Origin of the sequence: Poritiphilus flavus, assembly GCF_009901585.1 — a bacterium.
GTDB classification, from domain to species: domain Bacteria; phylum Bacteroidota; class Bacteroidia; order Flavobacteriales; family Flavobacteriaceae; genus Poritiphilus; species Poritiphilus flavus.
Map to the genome: position 1 here is coordinate 539,046 of NZ_WXYO01000005.1, position 22,962 is coordinate 562,007.

Below are 22,962 nucleotides of genomic sequence, written 5' to 3' on the forward strand. Positions count from 1 at the left end.
GGGTGGTTATTCATTAAATGGTACGGACTTTAAGTTTTCTATAATATGATCCAATTCCTCTTCAGATAATCCGTAGAACAAGGGTAACCTCAAGAGGGAATTGGAAAGCCTGTCGCTTTCAGGTAATTCCCGTGTTCCGTGTTTTGCGGCATAGAATGGGCTGCGATGCAGGCTTAAATAATGGAAAATGGCCAATATTCCCTGTTTTTTGAGATGATCTATGATCAGATCTCGTTGCTCCAGGTCTCTTGCTACCAGGTAAAACAGGTGGGCGTTATTTGTGGCATAAGCCGGAATAGATGGCAATTGGATCTGTTGTTCTTTCGCCCATTCAGACAGTCTTTCAAAATAAGTGTCCCAGATCTTACGCCTCTTTTGGTGGATTTTATCCATAGATTCCAACTGTGCATATAAAAATGCCGCGGTTACCTCAGAGGGAAGAAATGAGGAGCCAATATCCACCCACTCATATTTCTTAACCTCGTTCCGGAAGAAAGCGGAACGATTGGTCCCTTTTTCCCAAATGATCTCCGCCCTGGGGACCAGTTCTGGGTCGTTGATTACCAGCATACCCCCTTCACCTGAAATGATGTTTTTGGTCTCGTGAAAGGAAAAAGTCGCCATATGGCCAATGGAACCTAAGGCGTGTTTATTGCCTTTGGTGTCGGTGAAATAGCTGTTAACAGCCTGGGCAGCATCCTCGATTACATAGATCCCATGATCCTCTGCCAATTCCATAATGCGCTCCATATTGCAGGCCACGCCGGAATAATGAACCGGAACTATGGCCTTGGTCCTGGGAGTAATCAAGTCCTCCAGCAGATCTTCGTCCATATTAGGGTTGTCTTTCCGGCAATCCGCGAATACTATCTTCGCACCTCTGAGCACAAAGGCATTCGCCGTGCTAACGAATGTATAGGCCGGAACAATGATCTCATCCCCCTCTTTAATATTCAGCAAAATGGCTGCCATTTCAAGGGCATCCGTGCAGGAAGAAGTCAACAGGCACTTTAGAAAACCGAATTCCTCTTCAAAGAAACGCTGGCACATTTTCGTATACTTGCCATTTCCGGATAGCTGCCCGCTCTCCACGGCATCTCGGATGTATACCAGTTCTTTACCGGTAAGGTGAGGTTTATTGAACGGGATGTTAAACTGCAATGGATCCATTAGCCAAATCTGAGTCGAAATGAGTTAGGAATTGTGGTGGGCTCTCCCGAGTTGTCATAGAATTCGTCAACACCTAGTAAACCCTGTCCACAGACGATAACAACCTTTTCAGCCTGCCGGAATAGCAATTTTCCGGGAACCCTGTTTACGATCATCAGATCTTCTTCAACAGTAGCTTCATAGATACGAACCCAGGAACCCTCTACCTTGGTTTTTGCTCCTTTATAGGGATAACCTACAGCGTCTATGAATCTTTTGATCTCTTTGGCGGACTGAGACCAGTTTATAACGTAATCCTCTTCGTCCCTCCAGAGGCTGTAGGAAGCAAGGCTCTCATTCTGTTCAGAGGATAAAAGACCAGGTCCTTGGAAATCTGCCATAAGTTCGTTGAGCATATCCACATACAACAAAGCTATTTTGTCTATGGCCTCTTTTATTTTAACAGGGTAGTCAACGGATAGCTTTCGTTGCTTTACTATGGCTCCCTTATCAAACTCATCGTTGGCGATAAAGGCTGTGGCGCCAATTTCGCTATCCCCATTAATAAGGGCGCTGACCAGTGGATTAAAGCCCCGGTATTTGGGCAACAGGGAATCGTGAAAAACGACCAGTTCCTTTTCAGACGGGATCATCCACCTCCAGCCTATCGCGAACTGCAGGGAAACGGACTCGTTTTCCGGGGCATCTTTTCCCAGATAAAAGGGTATTCCTTGTCGCTCCGCCAGTTCTTTGAGTTCCTCGGCGTGATCTTCAACTATGTTCTTATCCTGGCCTATTACGATGTCGGAAATAGATGGAAGGAATTTGGGATCAAGGCCTTTCAGGCATTCCAATCCTTTTTTGCCAAGCAGATAAAGCCTAATCATGGATCATTTCCTTTACGATATACAATGGCCGCTGCCGTACCCCTTCAAATGTCTTACCGACATAGAGCCCCACCACACCGAGGGTCGCCATGATAAGGCCAGACAAAAACCAAATGGAAACGATCAGGCTGGTATATCCCAACACGATAACATCGCCCTTGAGCCATTTGTAAAGGTAAACCATGGCCACAACTATAGAACCCAGGGAAACGATTCCTCCGGCTTTGATCAGTAAGCGTATGGGTTTGTCCGAAAAGGCGAGAATAATATCTATGGCCAGCCTGAATAGCGATCTGAAATTATAACTGGATCGCCCCTCAGTCCGTCTTCCGTGTTCTACCTTTACTTTGGTAGTGTTGAAACCGACCCACTTGATCATTGTTGGAAAGTAACGAACGGATTCCCTCATGGAGATCACCGCATCGATCACTTTTCTATGGTAGATGCCGAAATTGGCGATCGTTTCATCATGCGTATAGCCGGTAAGGTAGCTCAGAACCTTGTAAAATGCCCTGGAGAAGAATTTTTTGACAAAAGAATCCCTTCGCCTTGTCCGGCTCGCGAGTACAACCTCGTATCCTTCGGCGGTTTTTGCAAAGAGTTTTGGAATCTCCTCAGGCAAGTCCTGCAGATCGCAATCCATCACCACTATCCATTCGCCCCTGGCGTGGTCCAGCCCGGCTGTAATGGCATAATGTTGGCCGAAATTCCTGCTCAGCCGAATTCCTTTGACCTTTTCTTCCCGGGACGCGATATTTGCGATTTCTTCCCAGGAATTGTCCAATCCACCGTCTTCCACCAGGATGATCTCATAATCAGGAGTAATTTGCTGAACACTTTCATGTATCCTGCGTACGAGTTCCCCGATAACTTTATCAGCCTGATACACGGGGCTTACGATGGATAATTTCATTATTCGGGATTCACGATTGGTTATGATAAAAACGGTAATTTGGGTGTGAAGTACCCCAAGTATCCGAATTTTCCGAGTAAAATTAATACAATTTTGCCTTCGGCCAAAACAACTGTTTTCAGGGAACTGTGACTTTTCAGCTGATAAAGCAGTGCTGAAAAAACCGTGAATTGGGTAAATTTGTAAGTCGTCGTTGGCCGTTAAATGACTGTGGAATGATTCTATTTTCTAACACTTTGATCGCTTTCTGATAAGATGTACGAGCACTTTTTTCAATGTCCTTATTGTTGGGAAAACATCTCAATGCTCTTTGATCCTTCAATTAGCAGGCAAACTTATATCGAAGACTGTGAGATCTGTTGCAACCCCATTGAGGTTAGCCCGGAATTCAACAACGGAGAACTTTCAGGGCTCGAGGTCTCTGGTATTGAACAATAATCTTTTTCTTTTAATAAGTCAATAAATTCTGAGCAATGCGGTCAATGCTGCCGCAAAAAGTGGTATTTTACTGGTATAAATCAAACAATTATCCAGGGTGGTCGGTTCAGGATCAGCGAAAAAGGGAATATTACAGTTGTCAGAGACTGCCGAGCTCGTATTAGGGAGTTTCGGGGCGATGCAAAGCGCCTTCCTCTCTGTATATCTATTCCTGAGCAAACGCAGGAACACCAAAAACCTTCTACTGACGCTTTTTTTTCTGTTTATTACACTGCGGATCGTAAAATCCCTGCTGTGGGTATATCTGGACCAGGTTCCCCAGTGGTTCCTGAATCTGGGTTTCGTTGCCCATAGTGCAAGCGGTCCCCTGTTGTTTTTATACCTGATCTATTTCATGCGGGATAAGTCCTGGAAGGGGATACACTTACTGCACTTTCTTCCATCCGCCGTATTGCTGCTTCTGCTGTTTTATCTTAATGAGGCCAATTTTTGGTATAAAGGAGGCTATTCCGCCCTTTTATACCAGCAATTGACGTACGCCTTGCTCACTCTTGGCTTGCTGGTGTTTTCTTTTGGCCGAAGAAGGCGGGAAGAAAGCCTTGCCAAACTGGCCAACAGGGATTGGCTATGGCTGAGTGTCCTGGTACTGGGGGTTTTCAGCATTCAACTGGCCTATTTTTCCAACTATCTGCTGGGGTTAACACCCTATTTGGCCGGCCCCGTGGTCTATGGTGTATTTGTCTTCGCGATCGCCTTTTTTGCAGTTACGGAAAGGCAAACGGGAAGTTCCGAAGGCCAGCTTGTAAAGTATGGTAATATTCACCTGGAGGCTAAGGAATTTGACAGGATCCGGAATCGGATCGAAACCCTGATGGTAGCGGAAAAACCTTATCTGGAAGCGGACTTTTCCCTTGAAAGCTTATCGGAACTTGTAGGAACGGCACGGTATATCGTTTCACATGTCATCAACAAAGGGTTTAAGACAAATTTTTCGGATTTGATCAATTCCTATAGGGTGGAAGAGGCCAAAAGCAAACTAAGTTCCGATGCCTTCCGCAATATTAAAATTGCCCAGATTGCTTATGAATGTGGCTTTAATTCCCTTTCTTCCTTTAATGCTTCCTTTAAAAAACACACAGGAACCACACCTTCCTACTTCCGCGATCACCAAAGTTGATTTGAGGGATTTATAAATCCGTAAGTCGCATTTAAAAATTGCTCAGGATTTCCAAGGTCGTTTGTTCACCTTGAGACTACTAAGCATAATTCTGTGTCTCGGGAGCGACTTTCCACTTATCTGCTAATTGAACCCATGGAGCGGTCTAAGGTATTCTGGGCCTGCTTTTACTTTTTTGTCTTGCTCGCTGCATATTTTGTGCTTAGGCCCATACGAGATGAAATGGGGATACTGAACGGAGCTTCAAATATGCAATGGCTGTTTACAGGTACCTTCCTGAGCATGCTGGCCATAGTTCCTGTTTTTGGCATGTTATGCCGGAAATATGCGATTGCCAGGGTGCTTAGGTTTTCATATGTCTTTTTTATCCTCAATATCATCGCATTCTACATTCTCTTTAGTTTCAAACTGTATCCGGATATCTTGCCGATTGTTTTTTTTATCTGGTTAAGTGTCTTTAACCTGTTCGCTGTTTCCTTATTCTGGAGTTTTATGGTAGACCTTTTCACTACTGAGCAATCCAAGCGGCTTTTCGGTATCATAGCCGTGGGAGGAAGCCTGGGAGCCATTTTGGGGCCGCTGCTTACCCAGTCTCTGATCGGTATAATTGGTATTGAGAACCTTTTTCTCCTGGCACTGCTTCTTTTGTTCCTGGTACTCTGGTCTTTGGTTCGCTTGCAGCGTATGCACAGGCTGTCCAGAGTCGAAGCACTTTCGGAAGATGCAAAAACTTCATTACCCTTGCTTGGATCTGGATCCATTCTTTCCGGTATAAAAATGGTATGGGATTCTGCCTACCTGCAAAAACTGGTCTTGTTCATGCTGTTGTATACCTCAGTCTCTACTTTCCTGTATTTTGAACAGGCGCACATTGTTGAGGCCACCTTAGCTGATAGTACGGCCCGTGTGACCTACTTTTCCAGGGTAGACCTGATTACCAATACACTTGCGATAAGCGGACAATTACTGCTAACCAATCGTATGATCCGCAAATTCGGACTGGCCATTACGCTATGTGCTGTACCTGTTTTGATTGGGCTGGGTTTTCTGCTATTGAGTAAGACCCCGATACTCCTTGTGATAGGCGCTTTAATGGTATTACACCGTACGGGTAATTTTATCCTGCTCCGGCCGGGAAGGGAAATGTTGTATACCGTATGTAACCGCGGTGAAAAGTACCTGGCGAAGAATTTTCTCGACACTGCAATCTACAGGGGAGGGGACGCCCTTTCCGGCTGGGCCTTTGCCGGACTGGTATCTCTCGGGTTCGGGCTGTCCTGGATAGCACTTATTGCCGTACCTTTAGTAATGCTATGGTCTTACACCGGATTCCGATTGGGCAGGAAAGCGGAGGAGAGCTCTAAAAATTATATACATCAAAAAACGAACTGATATGAGAAAGTACTCCAGAAGAGAAATGGCAAAACAGCTTGCCTGTATGTCTGCCGGTACTTTGGTATGGCCATCTCACTGGTCAGCAAAGGCAGAGAGCATCAGAACCAGAAAGATACCCTCCTCCGGGGAACAACTCCCTATTGTTGGCCTGGGAACCTGGCAGTCTTTCGATGTAGGGACCTCTTCCACGCTCCGTGAGCAGTTGGAAAAGGTTCTTTCTGCCATGAAACAAAAAGGAGGCAAGGTCATTGACAGTTCTCCCATGTACGGGAGCTCTGAGCAGGTTGTCGGAGACCTGACCGCCAAAATGGGCATACAAAGCAGTTTTTTCTACGCTACTAAGGTCTGGACTTCAGGGAAGCAATCCGGTATCCGGCAGATGGAGACCTCAAAGAGGCGAATGCGCAGGCCACAAATGGACCTGATGCAGATCCATAACCTGGTAGACTTGCAGACGCACATAAAAACATTAAGAGAGTGGAAGGAAAAGGCCAAGATCAGGTATTGGGGTATTACGCATTATACCAATTCCTCACATGAGAAACTGGCCCGAATTATACAAGCCGAAAAGCCGGATTTTGTACAGTTCAATTATTCCATCAATCAAAGAAATGCGGAGAACAGGCTGCTTGGAGTTGCCAGGGACCAGGGGACTGCGGTTCTGATCAACAGGCCTTACGACGGGGGCAGCCTGTTCCGAGCTATCAAAGGGAAGGAATTGCCTGCCTGGTGTAAAGAGGCTGATATCCATTCCTGGGGGCAGTTCTTCTTAAAATATATATTAGCACATGAGGCGGTAAACTGCGCAATTCCCGGAACTTCCAAGCCACATCATCTTCTGGATAATATGGGTGCCGGATTTGGGCGCCTTCCGGATGCGACATTTAGAAAAAGAATGGTTCAGCACTTAAATTCTATCTAGCTTAAAAAACATTGGAATTAATTTTTAAGAGTCCACCTGCGCGTCTCTGGATTTGCTATTTTTATAGGAAACTAAAGACCACTTCCCTTGCGCATTTCCAAACTCATTCCGGCCCGGATCTTTCCGATACTTCTGGTGAATTTCATCGGGATCTTAGGTTATAGTATTGTCATTCCGATACTGATATTTATAGTGGTGGATCTGGGGGGAAATGGCTTTATTTATGGCATTCTTGGAGCTATGTATCCTTTCTTCCAGTTCATCGGGGCTCCCATTCTTGGAAGTCTTTCAGACCGGATTGGCCGCAAGAAGGTGCTGGTGATCAGCCAATTGGGCACTTTTGTTGCCTGGGTACTCTTTCTATTGGCCTTTCTGCTGCCAAAAACTACATTATGGGGCCAGGATACGGAACTTACCGGCAACTACACTATGACCCTGCCCTTGCTGATTATTTTTTTAGCCAGAATATTTGACGGTTTCACAGGCGGGAATGTCTCTGTGGCTAATGCCTACCTTTCCGATATTTCCACGGACGAGGACCGGAATGCAAATTTTGGGAAGATGGGGGCTTCAACAAGCCTGGGATTTGTACTGGGGCCGGCAGTGGCTGGCATACTTGCTTCTACTTTTATGGGGGAGGCGCTCCCTCTTTTACTGGCTGCTGTAATTTCTCTTATCGCCATCTTTGTGATCAATACCAGGCTGGAAGAGACCGTTCCCTGCGTGGTCAATACTGGTAAGGTAAAGTTGGGCGCGTTCCGCAGGTTCTTCCAGGTAGAGCATAAGAATTGTTTTGAAGAAGGCGAATTACAGGCGAATCCGCCCAAAAGAGGGTGGAAAGCCGTCTTGCAGCAACCAGGTATCCCCTTGTTGTATGCCGTTTACTTCCTGACTTTTCTCGCCTTCAGCCTTTTTTATGCCGGATTGCCGATATATGCGAATACGCTTTTAGATTGGACAGCCACGGATCTGGGAATCTTTCTGGCTTACTCCAGTTTTATCATGATCCTGGTGCAGGGGCCTCTGCTTACCAGACTTTCCAGGAAACTTTCCAATCGGACACTGATTATAATGGGCTCGCTTTTCTTAGCCCTGGGCTTCTTTCTGTTAGGTTTGGATAATACGCTTTTACTATATCTGGCCAACACCTTGTTTTCGGTAGGTAATGGTTTGATGTGGCCCAGTTTCCTGGCCCTGCTTTCAGCAAGCGGTGAGAAGCATATGCAGGGAGCAATACAGGGCTATGGTAATAGTATGGGTAGTTTTGCGAGTATGTTGGGCCTTATTATTGGGGGAATGTTGTTTGAGAGTATCGCGGTGACCGTATTTGCGATCGGGGCGGCGATCTTCCTGCTGATCACCCTGCTTATGGGCATAAATTCGCTGAGAGGTCGCAGAGCAAAGCCAGGTCCCGAAGGAATTCTTACAAATTAACCAGGGGGTTACTACATCACAATATCGTTCTTCCAGGTATAAGGTGCTGGGATATCCGTGTCGTCTATAAGCTGGCGGATGTCGATTTCAATGCCCCGGCTCATATCCGTAATGGGAACATCGTTTGGCCCACCTTCAAAGGGGTTCTCGGTATTTTCCCCAATAGCTTCCATGGTGTGGAATACCCAGGCGATCAGCGCGCTAAAAGGGATGGAGAACCAAACGAAGTGGTTGCCGATAAAGATCTGCAGCTTTTGAGTGAAGTCAAAATATGCGGGATTGGCTTTGAGATCTTCGATGATCTGGCCTCCAATGGCCTCAAAACTTTCCATCACCCCAAAAGGAAGTAAAAGAATAAATATCCAGACAAAGATATAGTTCAGCGTGGCGAACTGCCGGGGGTAAGGGAAGTTCTTGATCCGCTCGCATTTCCCCTGTAGCGTATAAAACTCCACCAGCATATTTTCCATTTCCATATGCCGGAAATCCTCGATATGACCTTCATCAAGCAATTCCCGCAACCTTCTGGATTGTATCCCCAGTAATTGTGACGCCTGATTTCCCTTGGCAAAGATCTCATCGTATTCTTCCCTGGAGATATAGGGAGTGATCATATCCTTGATCGGATAGGTGTCTTCGTGAACCGTATACTGGGTTTCACGGAATTCCTTGTTAGACTTTCCTGTTTTCAAATGGGTTTCCCAGGGTTTATCTTTTCTCAGCTGATATCTCAAGGCGGTTAACCAGGCAACATGCCGGTGCACCAGTTCCCTGTGAATGGTGTGCAGGCCTTCCTTTCCTTTGGGCGATTTGGCGTGCCGGTCCGTGATGAAATCCTTTACCATAATAGTCCAGGAACGGGAGGAGTTTACGATACCTCCCCAGATCTTCCGGGCTTCCCAGAGCCTGTCATAAGAGGCGTTGTTTTTAAAACTTACGATGAAAGCTACAGCGGTACCCAGTACGGCCAATGGAAGCCACGGCACATGTAGCCATTTCCAGCGCAGTACTTCAAAGAGAATTACAGGGATTGCAGCCAGGAGAAGAAAGAGGAAAATATGACGGCGGGTCCAGCGAATGACCCCCCTCACGGGAAATATTCTTCGGGTGTACATAGGTTTAAAGCGATTGGTAGGGGAAAGATACGAAAACTATCTATTCCTCATTTGCCAGGTATTCGCTGTACCTTTCTATGCCGGAATTTAGCATGTTTACTACGGCACGACTGGTAACCGTAGCCCCTGAAATACCATCTACCATTTGTGGGCCGTCCGCAACGATCGTACCGTCCTGCCTAAACCCAAAAGTCTGGTCCTGGTTGTTGACCAATTTGCCTACAAACTGATCCTGAAAGGAGGAGCGGGTCATTTTAGCGCCATGTGTTTCAGATTCTGCAAGGTGGCCAAGTGCGATTTTCTTGATCTTTCCACTCGCCTTGCCTACCAGAACGGTGGCCCATATCCGGCCAATATACCCCTCTCCCTGTACTGTAACTATGGCCTCGTTAGAGTTCTTTAGTTCAAAAACCGGCCAGGAATCCACTACTTTGGAGGAGGTAAGGCTGCGGTATTGACGCAGAGCAGCATCCATATCTGAATTTTGAACTACCCCCTGGCTGTCAACCAATAAGAAGCTCAATTGGTCAGAGGCCTCATCAATAGAAGCAAAGGAGAGACTGGCAAAATCCCCTACCTGCTTCAGTGTCTTTGGCACGGCCTTTACCGGGACTTCCACAGTTTCCGATACGGGTTTTTCTACTTTCTTCTCTTTGCATCCTGCGGATAGTGTTAAAGCAGCGGTTAATAGTCCAAATAAGCATAGTTTTATATTAGTGTTCATGATGATTGAAGTCTAAGTCCAAGTTTAAGCACAAGTCCAAGATTAAGTTTAAGCTTAAGTCCAAGTCTTGCTGTCTAATTTCTATCGTCTATCGTCTATTCTCTCTTTTCTCCTTTTTAAGAAATCCGAAAGTATTAAGCACAGTTAAAAACGACAATGATTTATGTCATATGGGGAGGGTTGGATGGTTGGATAGTTGGATTTTTAGATAAACGGACGATTCGATTGCTGGACTATTGGATTATTGAATGGTTGGACTGTTGGATTGTTGAATGGTTGGACTGTTGGATTATTGGATTTGTGGATGGAGGGATAGTTGCATGATCGGACTGGTGGCAGGGCCGACGAAAGCTTAAAGAACCTTAACAATAATACATTTGCCTATTCCGAAGGCAAAATCCTTAAATAGAACCGATTCGGATCATAAACCTGGAAAATGGGCATGGCGTGGGTTCCATCAGGTTTGTGAATGGGCATGTCAACAACCCTGCCGCTGTGGTTTGGATTGGCTTGCATATCTTCCAGGATGAGATCATTTAAGGTAATATCGGATCGAAGGTCTAATTCGGACAATTGCTGTTGCTGCAGATTAGGACTTCCCCTGAGTAAATGATCAAAACTGCTCCAGTCTTTTTTAAAGAGATCGTTTTTGGATGAATCTTTAGTAAATAAGGAGTTGTCTTGCTGAGCAGATAAACTGAGGCAGCACAAAAGGCAGATTATTATGGTGCTTAGAAATTTCAATGGATTTACTTATGCCTTAAACTGAGGAATATATTCACTAAAATAATGAAATAAGCATTTTATAGCAACGAAAATGAATATAATATCAGACTTTCCTAAATGCGGTAATTTAAAGCGTAAACGGGAAATTTTGATGTACCTAATGTGGATAATTCGGGACTATCTGGCCGCTAGTTTCGTACGAAAATTTCTTCTGGTGTTATTCCAATTTCTGTAAAATGAATTATGCGACCACTAAAGTCCAATACCATAAAAATGCCGACATTACTCACGTCGCTACCTCTAACGCCCTTTCCGCATACATAGATGGTCTCGCTTTCCATATCTACGTCAAAATCGTTAATCCCTACAAATCCGTAGCCGTTATTGTTCATAAAATCATTTGCCTCTAAAAGAACCATGTTCTCCCCTAACGCCACTCCTGTATCATAGTCATAGATTAAAGGGCCTTCAACGACCGGATTAGGCTGAACGTAGGAAAGTGTTAAGAGCATCTTAGATCCCAGGTTTTTACTGCGGAACAACCTAAGTCCCATATCTACTATGCTATCATAAGCTTCACCTTGCCTGACAAGTTCAGAAGTTTCCAGATCATATGCCTGATAAGTAAAGTCCCTCGAGAAAACCCATAAAGTCTTGTCGTTTATTGTACCACTAATGAAGTTCCCCAATCCATAACTAAAAGTCTTAACTATAGTGCCGGATTCCAGATCAATTACTACAAGAAAATCCCCTAACTCCTCTGATTGAAGGTATAGTACTAGGTAGGATTCATTCATTATAGAGGATTCATGATTCACGTGTGGCGGTAGTAGTATTTTTTGGCATGAACCAGTGGCAATGTCATGGATTACAGCAAAATCCTCGTTGGTAGAAAAACTATTAATACGAATTGCCATTCTTGAGTTGGAATGAATGGATGCACCACTCTGCTGTTCACCTTCAACTGGCGGGCAAATATTTACTCGGCCAATAATCTCACCGGTGGCAAGATTTTTTTGAGAATAGTGTGTTCTGCCAAGGTGGTAATGGAACCTGAGGATATCCCCCCTAACTACATAAAATAACGAGGTGTCCTCATTTAGATCCAGCTGTTCATGCAGATTGATTTCTGGAGAGATAACTCCGTCCCTGCTAATATCTAACTGATACTTTATGTCATCTCTTTCCCCAATAATGGTAACATTTGAAGGAAAACTCCCTTTAGGCAATTGGCCACCCTCATTTTCATTTGGATCCTCAGAATTATTATCTCCGCTGCTGCATCCGGCGATGAGACATACACAAACAATAAAAACAACTTCCTTAAGTCTCATTATTGAAAATTTTCGCCGCAAAATTTATCGAACTATTAAGGTTAACTCCAATTCTGTAATCTTGACACTTATGACCAATTTCTGCTCCAAAAGCTACTCATGAAAACAGCAAATTTAGACAAAGCCCTCATATGAGCATAGTATCCTGCCAAAAACTAATATTAGATAGATTAAATTCCTCTTTATTGCGGTGAAGACCTCAAATAATCGATAAGCATCCAAGAACTTTTTAGCGAATTCATTTCTCTTATCGTAGAACCTAAATCCACATTTTAACACCAGCCCGTCATATTCTTATTGATGTTTGACCTCAATATAACAGTACTAATAAATCCTAACCAAGACCTATATATCAGGAACCTGGCCTCCGTCGGAAAACCGAATAATAAATAAACTAAATTTACAGTACCCGCTACCGAATTGAAGCCTATAAGTCTATTTGCTGAATAACCTAATCAAAAAACAGATGCCCATTCATTCCAAAAGTGCCATTGCAAAGGGAGACGGCGATTTTATTATAGACGACGTAAGGGTTGCGGATCCAGAAGGAGATGAGGTTGTTGTTCGGATGAAAGCCGCCGGGCTTTGTCATACGGATTACGATTCTTTGTCCTGGGGAAAACCCATCATCATGGGGCATGAGGGTGCCGGGATTGTAGAAAAACTGGGTCCTGATGTCAGCGGACTTGACGTAGGAGATCAGGTGATCCTCAACTGGGCAACCCCCTGCCTGAATTGTTTCCAGTGCCAGGAGGGCAATCAGCACCTTTGCGAACAAAATTCCCCCGTGGTTGCCGGAGCTAACGGTTACACCCCGGGGCATGCCAGGCTGGATGGATCCGTCTGGAAAGGAAAACCCATTGAAAGATCATTTAACATAGGTACGCTGAGTGAATATACCTTGGTTAAGCGCTCCGCTTTGGTTAAAGTAGATGAAGCAGATCTGAATTTCTCCGCGGCGAGTATTGTCAGTTGTGGGGTGATGACGGGTTATGGTTCGGTGGTACATGCGGCAAAGCTTGAATCAGGATCATCCGCCGTAATCCTGGGATGTGGTGGTGTTGGGTTGAATGTCATACAGGCCGCGAGGATTTCGGGAGCGGGAATGATCATAGCTGTCGACATCAATCCTGAAAAGCTCAAAATGGCGAAACAATTTGGAGCCACACATACTATTTTGGCCGATAAAGCAGACAAACAGCTAGAGGTTGCGGCTAATAAAGTGAAGTCTTTATGCGATGGCAGAGGCGCGGACTACGCTTTTGAATGTACGGCCATCCCGGCACTAGGAGCTGCACCCCTGGCGATGATACGGAATGCAGGTACAGCGGTACAGGTAAGCGGCATAGAAGAGGAGATCATAGTAGATATGCGATTGTTTGAATGGGATAAGATCTACATCAACCCCTTGTATGGGCAGTGTCGTCCCCAAACAGATTTTCCTAAGCTCATCAGGCTTTACAAAAAAGGGTCTCTCTTATTGGACGAAATGATTACCCGTGAATATCCCCTGGATAAGCTTTCAAATGCCTTCGACGACCTGCTGAATGGTAAAAATGCCAAAGGGGTAATTGTTTTTGATTAAATAAAACTTCAAAGGTGAGTTAAAATTATATACTAAAATCTGTCAAATTGAGCAGCTTCCATACCATACAACTTTCGGATCCAATTTTTGAAAATGACGGCCTGCGCTTCCTAACGGTAAAATCTAAGAAACTAAAAGGCAGGGGTGATATTTGTTTTTATGTGCCCGATGTCCCTGAGGCCGTCACGAACTTGCCTATTTATATATTGCTTCACGGAGTATATGGCAGTGCCTGGGCCTGGGCCCTAAAAGGAGGTGCTCATCATACGGCAAAAAAACTAGTTGCTGAAGCTCAAATATGCCCTGCTATAATTGCCATGCCCTCAGACGGGCTTTGGGGAGACGGATCAGGATATATCAGGCATTCGGAAAAGGACTTCGGTGAATGGATAGTGTCCGAAGTTCCCCTGGCGATCAGGGAGAACTGCCCTTATGCCGGCCCGGATTCCCCACTTTGTATTGGCGGACTGTCTATGGGTGGCTTTGGCGCCCTGAGGCTGGGTGCGCTGTATTCAAATAAGTTCAAGGCAATATCTGCCCATAGCGCCATAACCCGTTTTGAGGAGATGAGCAGTTTTGTAGAAGAACCATTGGATGCCTACGCCCTGCAAGACGAAGTGATTGACGCCATTGATGCCATCCGGAAAAATCAGCACCATCTCCCGCCAATCAGGTTCGACTGTGGTTTGGAAGATGATCTGCTTGAAGCTAACAGAACCCTTCACAATCAACTCTTGGAATTAGAAATAGATCATATTTACGAGGAGTTCGATGGAGCACATGAATGGCCCTATTGGCAGAAACACCTGGAAAGCAGTCTGCGCTACTTTGATAAACACAGCAGTTCTTAGTTGCCCCCGGGCTATAAGACTTTGCCTCAACGAACAGGAATTCCTATCTTGGGATAGCCTGTGCTAAGTTGTCTGGCTGGAGGACTTACGCTTGGAGTGTAGTTTATTATAAAGACAAGGTACGCATCAAAAATAATGGCCATCTATGCCACATCACACTCCAGGATCTTATCGGAATAATCAATTCAGATCATGAAAAAGCTCTTTTTTCTCAGTGTATTAATAGTTCTAACGTCCTGTGCGGAACAAAAAGATCAGGAAGCTTCTAAGCCTAATATTGTTTTCATTTTTGCGGATGACATGACCTATACAGCCATCCATGCTCTGGGAAACCAGGAAATTGCCACACCCAACCTGGACAAGCTGGTGAATACAGGGGCGACTTTTACCCACGCATACAATATGGGCGCCTGGAATGGGGCCGTCTGTGTAGCATCCAGAGCCATGATCATTTCCGGGAGAAGTGTCTGGGAAGCCAATGAATTCCGCCAGGAATGGTTGCAGGACCGGAATTTGGATAAGACCTGGGGGAAGTTAATGGAGCAAGCAGGTTATGATACTTATATGACTGGCAAATGGCATGTGGATGCCCCACCAGAGAAAGTATTCGGGCAGGTTGTTCACCCGCGTCCCGGGATGCCGCCGGATGCCTGGGAGCATCACCCCATGGTAGAAAAATTTAAAAGCATAGAAGGCACGGACAAGCACCCTTCCTCCGTTATGCCTGTGGGTTATAACAGGCCCCTGAGCGAGAAGGATAGCAGTTGGTCCCCAACAGATAAAAGTTTCGGAGGCTTTTGGGAGGGAGGTAAGCATTGGAGTGAGGTCCTCAGGGACGATGCGCTTCAGTTTATTTCTGAGGCCGCCGGAAGGGATAAGCCCTTTTTCATGTATCTGGCATTCAATGCCCCACATGACCCCAGGCAGGCACCTCCGGAATACATAGCGATGTATAAGGCCGAAGAGCTTGATCTTCCTGAGAATTGGTTGCCGGAATACCCCTTTAAGGAAGCCATAGGAAACGGCCCAAAACTGCGGGATGAAGCCCTGGCGCCTTATCCGAGGACCGCCTATGCCCTTAAAAAACACAAGCAGGAGTACTATGCCATAATCACCCATTTAGATCAGCAGATTGGCGAGATCCTGAATGGTCTTGAGCAAAGTGGCAAAAAAGAAAATACCTATATCATCTTTACCGCGGACCACGGTCTGGCATTGGGCAGGCATGGCCTGATGGGGAAGCAAAGCCTTTTTGATCACAGTATACGAGTACCGTTTCTGATTTCAGGCCCGGGCATACCCGCAGGGAAACAAATTGCGGAAGACATTTATTTGCAGGACGCCATGGCCACCTCCCTGGACCTGGCCGGCATAGAAAGGCCGGATTATCTGTATTTCCATAGCCTGATGGGCTTGATAAACGGAGAACAGCAGGGCAGTTCCTATGACGGTATTTACGGGGGTTATATAAACTTCCAAAGAATGATCCGGAAAGACGGATTTAAATTGGTGGTTTACCCCAAGATCAACAAACTCTTGCTTTTTGACCTGAAAACCGATCCACAGGAAATGCGCGATCTCTCCGGGCAACCTCAATATAAATCAAAGGTAGATCTGCTCTTTAAGGAGCTTCGGCAAATGCAGCAAGAACTCAAGGATACTCTGGACCTTAGTGGGGTTTACGAGCCCGGCTCTTAGATGCGATCTTCTGCTTGCCGGGTATAACGCATTTGGGTTGGTGTTAAAAATTGAAATTGGCAAGGCAAATAGGTATCTTAGAGGTTGTTGTGAAAATCGTTTTAAAAACAAATGCTAAGCAGTTCTATCGGGCAGCAAATATGAATAAACTCGCTTTCATACTTAGCCTCCTTGCAGGAATATTATTGTTCTCTTGCGGAGGACCTGAACTACCGCCAGGCGTGGAGGAAGCTTATGCCCAGCTTCCTGAGAATGTAGATTTTAATCAGCATATCAAGCCCGTGTTGTCCGACAAATGTTACATCTGCCACGGACCTGATGAAGCGGAAGTAAAAGCGGGTTTACAATTGCATCTCCAGGAACTTGCCTATGCTGAATTGGCTCAATCTCCCGGCAAGTATGCCATAAAGCCCGGGAATTTGAACAAAAGTGAAATTGTTCATAGGATCTTATCAGATGACCCCGAGATCCTTATGCCTTCACCGGATTCACATCTCTCCCTCTCGGACCGGGAAAAAGCGCTGCTTATCAAGTGGATTGAACAGGGGGCGGAATACAAAGACCATTGGGCATTTACCCCTCCTGAAAAGCGTTCCATACCCGAAGTTGAGTCTGAGGCAAGCCTGGTTAACCCTATAGATCATTTTATTCTTTCGCGATTAGAAAGCGAGGGATTAGGCTTCTCTCAGGAGGCGGATAAAGAAACCTTGTTGAGGAGGGTTTCTTTTGATCTTACCGGTTTACCACCTTCCCTCGATGAAATTGAAGATTTCCTGAATGATGACTCTGAAAGCGCTTATGAAAAAGTGGTAGACCGTTTGCTGGCTTCTCCCCATTATGGAGAACAGCGGGCTGTGGATTGGTTGGATGTCTCCAGATATGCGGACACCCATGGTTATACTGTTGATCGATACCGGGATGTATCTGCATGGAGAGACTGGGTGATAAGTTCATTTAACAGCAATATGCCCTACGACACCTTTTTGCAATGGCAATTGGCAGGTGATATGATGGAGGATCCCACTCATGAACAAATTCTTGCCACTACATTTAACAGGTTGCATCCGCAGAATATGGAAGGGGGTATTGTGGATGAGGAATTCAGGGTAGCCTATGTGTCTGACCGCACAGATGTTTTGGGAGAAGGTCTTATGGGAATTACCATGGCCTGTGCAAAATGCCACGATCACAAATACGATCCCATTTCGCAAAAGAACTACTACGAGCTTTATAGTTTTTTCAACAACGTAAACGAATCAGGACAGATCTCATGGGATTTTTCTATGCCGGTTCCTTCTCTTTTGCTCCCAACTAAAGAACAGGAGGATTTTCTGGCCTATATCAATAAGTTGGTTGATCAGGATGAGAATGCTTTAGAGCTGGCCCGTAAAGAAGATGAGAACCTGGCGAAAAAATGGCTTACAAACCAGGAGTATAAGAATATTGATCCGAAAGCTTTGCCGGAGAAACTTGTCATCCACTATGATTTTGACCAGTTCAAGTTATTCAACAAGCTCAACCCTGCACAGAAAGGACGTATGAGAACGCAGTTTACTGAGAATGAAAAGAGCCATTTTACCGAGGGATATAGTGGAAAAGGCTTGCAAATGGATGGGGATGTATGGTTGGATCTGGATAAACTCGGGATCTATAGAAGGAACGAACCCTTCAGCATAGGCATTCGGATCTATGTTCCAAAAGACCTGGAAAACGGGGTCATTTTTCACAAGATGGTAGGTACGAGGCTTTACAACTATAGAGGATACCATCTCAATCTAAAGGACAATAAAATAGAAATGCTACTGGCCCATGTCTGGCCAGACAACGCTCTGGTGGAGGAAACCCTTGAAGACATTCCTAAAGAACAATGGGTGCAGTTAACCATGACCTACGATGGGTCTAGCCGGGCAGACGGATTGAAACTCTACTTGAATGGCGAGCCAATGAAGACCAGGGTGGTCATTGACAATCTATACAAGGACATTATTTTCAATGATTACGAAGGTAGTCCATTGGACAATCCCGAGGAACCCGGACTTCAGATCGGTGCCAGATGGCGTGGAAAAGGCATTGGTGGTGCCATTGTGGACGACCTGCTTGTCTTTCAAAAATCGCTATCCCCTACAGAGGTAATGCAGATTTCAGATCCTGGCGGCCTGTCCGGCATACTGAAAAAGCCCTATGAGGATCTCTCCGAAGATGAGCAAAAGGGACTCATGGAGTACTTTTGGTCCACCAGATCGCAGAAATTCAGAAAATCCATCGCATCCTTAAAAAAAACAAGGGGAGTCCAGGTAGACAGTATGGACCGCGTTAAGGAGATTATGGTGATGAAAGAGATGGAAAAACCCAGGGAGTCCTTTGTCCTGGACCGCGGGCAATACGATGTTTATGGGGAACAGGTCTTCCCATCTACCCCAGAGCGGATCTTCGCTTTTCCGGATAGTTTGCCGAAGAATCGCCTTGGACTTGCCAAATGGCTGGTCTCTAAAGACCATCCACTCACGGCAAGGGTAGCCGTTAATAGATACTGGCAACGCATGTTTGGGACCGGGATCGTAAAGACTGCCGAAGATTTTGGGAACCAGGGAGAATTGCCCAGCCATCCGGAGTTGTTGGACTGGCTGGCGCTGGAATTCATGAATTCCGGATGGGATGTAAAAGCGCTTCACAAGCTGATGGTGATGTCGCGCACTTATCGACAATCGTCATTGAGTACTGAAGAACTATTAGAAAGAGATAAAGAAAATCGCCTTTTGGCCAGAGGACCTTCCAAGAGACTTTCCGGCGAGATGTTAAGGGATAATGTTCTGGCGGCCTCCGGCCTTCTGAATAAAACCCTGGGAGGTGAAAGTGTACGACCCTATCAGCCTGAAGGGCTTTGGAAGATAAACGGAGCCGAATACGAGCAGGATAAGGGTGAAAACCTCTATAGGCGTAGCATGTACACCATTTGGAAACGATCCGTTCCACATCCGACCATTGCTACCTTTGACGCGCCTGATCGTTCTATTTGTACCGTAAGAAGACAGGAGACCAATACACCCTTACAGGCTTTAGTTCTCCTCAATGATCCTACCTATATCGAAGCTGCACGGGTTCTTGGGAAAAAAATGAGCGATTTCCAGCAAACTGAAGAAGGGATCGCAAAGGCATTTAAACTACTCACTGGAAGAGCGATACGTGCAGGGGAACAGGAGTTATTGTCGGAACTTCAAAAAGAAGAGTACGATAAGTTTAAGTCTAACCCCAGAAAGTCTCTGGGTTGGCTTAACAGCGGTGCCTTCCGTATTAGTGCTGGAGACGACACCGCGCTGATTGCCGCTAACGCTGTGGTAGCCAGTGCCATAATGAATCTGGATGCGATGATCACCAAACGATAAAAAATTGTTATGTGCCATAATCACGACATAATCAGATCCAACAATAAGGACTTACAGGAGGTAGAAAAGCAATGGGACAGAAGAAATTTCCTTACCAAGACCTCACTTGGGCTTGGGGCTTTGGCCTTGGGTTCCTTGTTGAAGACGGAAAAGGCTTTCGGAAGCTTAGGCGCCGATAGTTCCGGGACAGATTTACTGAATTCTGCTCTCAAAAACCGAATGGGCCTGCCGCACCACCTTCCAAGGGCCAAACGCATTGTATACCTCTTCCAAAGTGGAGGACCATCCCAGCTTGATATGTTTGACTACAAGCCAAAATTAAGGGAAATGTTCGGGCAGGACCTGCCGGAATCCGTAAGGCAGGGTCAACGCCTGACAGCCATGAGCGCAGATCAGACCGTTTTCCCTATAGCCCCTTCCATAATGGACTTTAAGCAATATGGTGAGTCCCGGGCATGGGTCAGTGAATTGATGCCTTATACCGCGGAGATCGTAGATGAGCTGTGTTTCATCAAATCCATGCAGACGGATGCCATAAACCACGACCCTGCAATAACTTTCTTTCAAACCGGGAGCCAACTTCCGGGAAGGCCCTCTATAGGCGCCTGGCTGAGTTATGGTTTGGGTTCCGATAATGATAACCTTCCCACATTTATTACCTTGATAACCAAGGGCATGGGTGGTCAACCCCTCTATTCCAGATTATGGGGAAATGGCTTCCTTCCTACCGAACATCAGGGGGTGCAATTCCGTTCCGGAAAAGATCCCGTGCTCTATCTGTCCAATCCGGAAAACTATGACGGGACTGATCGGAGGAAGATGTTAGATTACCTGGCTAAACTTAACAGCTTGCAAAATGACGCTTATGGAGACCCGGAGATCAAGGCGAGGATGACTCAGTATGAAATGGCCTTTCGAATGCAAACCTCCGTTCCTGAGGTTACGGACCTCTCGGATGAGCCGGACTATATATTCGACCTTTATGGAGAAGACAGCAGGGATCCCGGGACTTATGCGGCTAACTGCCTGATGGCAAGAAAACTTTTAGAGAAAGATGTGAAATTCGTACAGCTCTATCATCAGGGATGGGATCAGCATATTGGTTGCCCTGGTGGGGTCACGGCCCAATGCAAGCGAACTGATCAGGCGAATGCCGCCTTGATCAAAGACCTGAAACAACGGGGAATGCTGGAAGATACACTGGTTATCTGGGGAGGAGAATTTGGCAGGACGGTATATTCTCAGGGTCAGCTGACCCCTGATAATTACGGGCGTGATCACCATCCGAAGGCATTTACCATGTGGATGGCCGGAGCCGGTGTAAAACCCGGATTTACTTATGGAGAAACCGATGACTTTAGTTATAATGTGGTCCGGGATCCGGTACACGTTCACGACTTCCAGGCTACGCTGCTGCATTTATTCGGAATAGATCATGAACGCCTGGTATTTAAACATCAGGGAAGGCGTTTTAGGTTGACGGACGTCCACGGGCATGTAGTAAAGGATCTCTTCACCTAAAGATGGGATTCAGAATCAAACAAAATATGAAATTTGCACAAATTCGAAATGCCTGTATTACACTGTCATTCTTGGGCATTGTTGCTTCCTGTAAAAAGCAGTCTGAAAGCGCAGAAGTCAAAAGGCCAAACGTCATATTTATCATGTCCGATGATCACACCACCCAGGGGTTCGGGATCTACGGCAGCAGACTGGCAGAACTGAACCCTACTCCGGTTCTGGACGAGTTGGCAGGGAAAGGGATGATCTTTGACAACTGTTTTGTAAATAACTCCATTTGCGTGCCGAGTCGGGCCGCTATTATAACCGGCCAGCGTGCCCAAACCAACGGGGTCATAGACCTGGAAGGTTCCATAAATGCTGAAAAGCAGTTCCTGCCCAAAGAGATGAAAGAACTGGGTTATCAAACCGCCATTGTCGGGAAATGGCACCTGCACCATGAGCCCGCGGAATTTGACTATTACCAGGTTTTACCGGGACAGGGAACTTATTTTGACCCGGTATTCCGAGTCCGTGGTGATGAGGCCTGGCCGGATAATACCGTGGAAACCAAAGGGCACTCCTCAGATGTTATTACGGATATTAGCTTAGACTGGTTGGAGCATAAAAGGGACAAGTCTAAACCCTTTTTCCTGATGCACCATTTCAAGGCACCTCATGACGATTTTGAAAATGCACCGCGCTACGATAATTACCTGGAAGATATCTTCATTCCGGAACCTGAAAGTCTATATGACAATAAGAACAATGGGTCAATTGCGACCCGGGGATCTAAAGATTCATTGGTGCGTATTATAGGATCTTCAGTTTCACACCGGAATATCGTCCGCAATCAGGCCATGAACCTTTATATGGACAGCACAGTCTATAAGAACTACCGAACAGCCGGCGAAGTTCGCCCGGAAGAACTAAAACCTTTTGATCATAACGAAACGGAGCAAAAGCATACCAGTATCGTTTATCAGGAATATTTAAAACGCTACCTGCGTTGTGTAAAAGGTGTGGATGATAATGTGAAAAGGCTATTAGACTATCTTAAGGAAGAAGGGCTTATGGAAAATACCATCATTGTCTACACCGGAGACCAGGGTTTTATGCTAGGCGAACACGACTATATTGACAAAAGATGGATGTACGATGAAGCTATGCGTATGCCCTTTTTTGTATTCGACCCAACTTCAGATCAGGGCGGAAGTCGAACGGATGCTATCATAAATAACACCGATTTTGCCCCTACATTGTTAGAGTTAGCGGGAGGGGAGGTGCCAGGTTATATGCAGGGGAAGAGCTTTAAAGAGATCCTGAAGACCCGAATGGAGCCCGAAGGCTGGCAACAGGCTACCTACTACAGGTACTGGATGCACATGGCGCACAGGCATGCTAATCCTGCGCATTTCGGGATTCGTACAAAGCGCTATAAACTCATCTTTTTTTATGGGAAGTACTGGGTAGATACGGATGACCCGAATGCAGCGTGGAACAAGAATAGCTGGGGGAACGATTTTACCCGACATACCCCCGTGGCCTGGGAATTCTACGACCTGGAAAAAGACCCAAAAGAGTTGAACAATCTCTACGGCAACCCTGAATACGCAGAAACAATCGCCGACCTGAAACGACAATTGAAACAACTGCGAGCAGACCTTAATGAAACGGACGCCAATTATCCTCATATTCAAAATGTAATTGACACGCATTGGGAAGATTAAG

General features: G+C 45.8%; 18 protein-coding genes. 11 read left to right on the forward strand and 7 right to left on the reverse strand.

Annotation, left to right across the window (positions count from 1 at the left end; translation table 11 throughout):
- Window positions 1-6: 6 nt before the first annotated feature.
- The 3 genes from rffA to GTQ38_RS12655 are packed head-to-tail and all read right to left on the reverse strand — an operon-like array spanning window position 7 to window position 2,949.
- Window positions 7-1,170, reverse strand: coding sequence for a dTDP-4-amino-4,6-dideoxygalactose transaminase (gene rffA / locus GTQ38_RS12645; protein WP_161435885.1), 1,164 nt, complete (start codon window positions 1,168-1,170; stop codon window positions 7-9).
- Complete coding sequence (locus GTQ38_RS12650) at window positions 1,170-2,036, reverse strand: methionyl-tRNA formyltransferase (protein WP_161435886.1); 867 nt, start codon at window positions 2,034-2,036, stop codon at window positions 1,170-1,172. Before GTQ38_RS12650 ends, rffA begins: the two co-directional genes overlap by 1 nt.
- Window positions 2,029-2,949: a glycosyltransferase family 2 protein gene (locus GTQ38_RS12655; RefSeq protein ID WP_161435887.1), complete on the reverse strand. Its 921-nt coding sequence runs from the start codon at window positions 2,947-2,949 to the stop codon at window positions 2,029-2,031. Before GTQ38_RS12655 ends, GTQ38_RS12650 begins: the two co-directional genes overlap by 8 nt.
- Before the next feature lie 255 nt (window positions 2,950-3,204).
- Here GTQ38_RS12655 and GTQ38_RS12660 point away from each other — a divergent pair, with 255 nt between their 5' ends.
- From GTQ38_RS12660 to GTQ38_RS12680, 5 genes are all read left to right on the forward strand, one after another.
- Window positions 3,205-3,387, forward strand: coding sequence for a CPXCG motif-containing cysteine-rich protein (locus GTQ38_RS12660; protein ID WP_161435888.1), 183 nt, complete (start codon window positions 3,205-3,207; stop codon window positions 3,385-3,387).
- 136 nt (window positions 3,388-3,523) lie between these two features.
- On the forward strand, window positions 3,524-4,564 hold the full coding sequence (locus GTQ38_RS12665) for a helix-turn-helix domain-containing protein (protein ID WP_161435889.1): 1,041 nt from the start codon (window positions 3,524-3,526) through the stop codon (window positions 4,562-4,564).
- A 93-nt stretch (window positions 4,565-4,657) separates the two neighbouring features.
- Complete coding sequence (locus GTQ38_RS12670) at window positions 4,658-5,956, forward strand: NTP/NDP exchange transporter (protein WP_161435890.1); 1,299 nt, start codon at window positions 4,658-4,660, stop codon at window positions 5,954-5,956.
- A 1-nt stretch (window position 5,957) separates the two neighbouring features.
- Window positions 5,958-6,881, forward strand: a complete 924-nt coding sequence (locus GTQ38_RS12675) for an aldo/keto reductase (RefSeq protein ID WP_161435891.1) — start codon at window positions 5,958-5,960, stop codon at window positions 6,879-6,881.
- Window positions 6,882-6,968: 87 nt separating this feature from the next.
- On the forward strand, window positions 6,969-8,315 hold the full coding sequence (locus tag GTQ38_RS12680) for an MFS transporter (protein WP_161435892.1): 1,347 nt from the start codon (window positions 6,969-6,971) through the stop codon (window positions 8,313-8,315).
- 11 nt (window positions 8,316-8,326) lie between these two features.
- On the opposite strand, the gene GTQ38_RS12685 is transcribed toward GTQ38_RS12680, so the two are convergent.
- From GTQ38_RS12685 to GTQ38_RS12700, 4 genes are all read right to left on the reverse strand, one after another.
- Window positions 8,327-9,430, reverse strand: a complete 1,104-nt coding sequence (locus tag GTQ38_RS12685; protein ID WP_161435893.1) for a bestrophin family protein — start codon at window positions 9,428-9,430, stop codon at window positions 8,327-8,329.
- 40 nt (window positions 9,431-9,470) lie between these two features.
- On the reverse strand, window positions 9,471-10,154 hold the full coding sequence (locus tag GTQ38_RS12690) for an FMN-binding protein (RefSeq protein WP_161435894.1): 684 nt from the start codon (window positions 10,152-10,154) through the stop codon (window positions 9,471-9,473).
- A 381-nt stretch (window positions 10,155-10,535) separates the two neighbouring features.
- Window positions 10,536-10,898, reverse strand: a complete 363-nt coding sequence (locus tag GTQ38_RS12695) for a hypothetical protein (protein WP_161435895.1) — start codon at window positions 10,896-10,898, stop codon at window positions 10,536-10,538.
- A gap of 170 nt (window positions 10,899-11,068) precedes the next feature.
- Entirely contained in the window at window positions 11,069-12,214 is a 1,146-nt protein-coding gene (locus GTQ38_RS12700) for a hypothetical protein (protein WP_161435896.1), read from the reverse strand.
- A 466-nt stretch (window positions 12,215-12,680) separates the two neighbouring features.
- Here GTQ38_RS12700 and GTQ38_RS12705 point away from each other — a divergent pair, with 466 nt between their 5' ends.
- The 6 genes from GTQ38_RS12705 to GTQ38_RS12730 all read left to right on the forward strand — a co-directional run bounded on the left by GTQ38_RS12705 (window position 12,681) and on the right by GTQ38_RS12730 (window position 22,961).
- Window positions 12,681-13,799, forward strand: coding sequence for a Zn-dependent alcohol dehydrogenase (locus GTQ38_RS12705; protein ID WP_161435897.1), 1,119 nt, complete (start codon window positions 12,681-12,683; stop codon window positions 13,797-13,799).
- Between the two features lie 47 nt (window positions 13,800-13,846).
- Entirely contained in the window at window positions 13,847-14,650 is an 804-nt protein-coding gene (locus GTQ38_RS12710) for an alpha/beta hydrolase (protein ID WP_161435898.1), read from the forward strand.
- A 192-nt stretch (window positions 14,651-14,842) separates the two neighbouring features.
- The gene (locus tag GTQ38_RS12715) at window positions 14,843-16,348 is read left to right on the forward strand and encodes a sulfatase-like hydrolase/transferase (RefSeq protein ID WP_161435899.1); all 1,506 of its coding nucleotides are present in this window, start codon (window positions 14,843-14,845) and stop codon (window positions 16,346-16,348) included.
- A gap of 140 nt (window positions 16,349-16,488) precedes the next feature.
- Window positions 16,489-19,731: a DUF1553 domain-containing protein gene (locus GTQ38_RS12720; protein ID WP_161435900.1), complete on the forward strand. Its 3,243-nt coding sequence runs from the start codon at window positions 16,489-16,491 to the stop codon at window positions 19,729-19,731.
- 9 nt (window positions 19,732-19,740) lie between these two features.
- The gene (locus tag GTQ38_RS12725) at window positions 19,741-21,252 is read left to right on the forward strand and encodes a DUF1501 domain-containing protein (protein ID WP_161435901.1); all 1,512 of its coding nucleotides are present in this window, start codon (window positions 19,741-19,743) and stop codon (window positions 21,250-21,252) included.
- 26 nt (window positions 21,253-21,278) lie between these two features.
- Window positions 21,279-22,961, forward strand: a complete 1,683-nt coding sequence (locus tag GTQ38_RS12730) for a sulfatase family protein (protein ID WP_238857916.1) — start codon at window positions 21,279-21,281, stop codon at window positions 22,959-22,961.
- Window position 22,962 lies beyond the last annotated feature (1 nt).

Bases quoted from the DNA above. Each gene is read 5' to 3' on its own strand.
- GTQ38_RS12730 (WP_238857916.1), top strand. From the start codon at position 21,279: ATGAAATTTGCACAAATTCGAAATGCCTGTATTACACTGTCATTCTTG.
- GTQ38_RS12705 (WP_161435897.1), top strand. From the start codon at position 12,681: ATGCCCATTCATTCCAAAAGTGCCATTGCAAAGGGAGACGGCGATTTT.
- GTQ38_RS12725 (WP_161435901.1), top strand. From the start codon at position 19,741: ATGTGCCATAATCACGACATAATCAGATCCAACAATAAGGACTTACAG.
- GTQ38_RS12660 (WP_161435888.1), top strand. From the start codon at position 3,205: ATGTACGAGCACTTTTTTCAATGTCCTTATTGTTGGGAAAACATCTCA.
- GTQ38_RS12685 (WP_161435893.1), bottom strand. From the start codon at position 9,430: ATGTACACCCGAAGAATATTTCCCGTGAGGGGGGTCATTCGCTGGACC.
- GTQ38_RS12675 (WP_161435891.1), top strand. From the start codon at position 5,958: ATGAGAAAGTACTCCAGAAGAGAAATGGCAAAACAGCTTGCCTGTATG.
- GTQ38_RS12655 (WP_161435887.1), bottom strand. From the start codon at position 2,949: ATGAAATTATCCATCGTAAGCCCCGTGTATCAGGCTGATAAAGTTATC.
- GTQ38_RS12650 (WP_161435886.1), bottom strand. From the start codon at position 2,036: ATGATTAGGCTTTATCTGCTTGGCAAAAAAGGATTGGAATGCCTGAAA.
- GTQ38_RS12715 (WP_161435899.1), top strand. From the start codon at position 14,843: ATGAAAAAGCTCTTTTTTCTCAGTGTATTAATAGTTCTAACGTCCTGT.
- GTQ38_RS12690 (WP_161435894.1), bottom strand. From the start codon at position 10,154: ATGAACACTAATATAAAACTATGCTTATTTGGACTATTAACCGCTGCT.
- GTQ38_RS12720 (WP_161435900.1), top strand. From the start codon at position 16,489: ATGAATAAACTCGCTTTCATACTTAGCCTCCTTGCAGGAATATTATTG.
- rffA (WP_161435885.1), bottom strand. From the start codon at position 1,170: ATGGATCCATTGCAGTTTAACATCCCGTTCAATAAACCTCACCTTACC.
- GTQ38_RS12700 (WP_161435896.1), bottom strand. From the start codon at position 12,214: ATGAGACTTAAGGAAGTTGTTTTTATTGTTTGTGTATGTCTCATCGCC.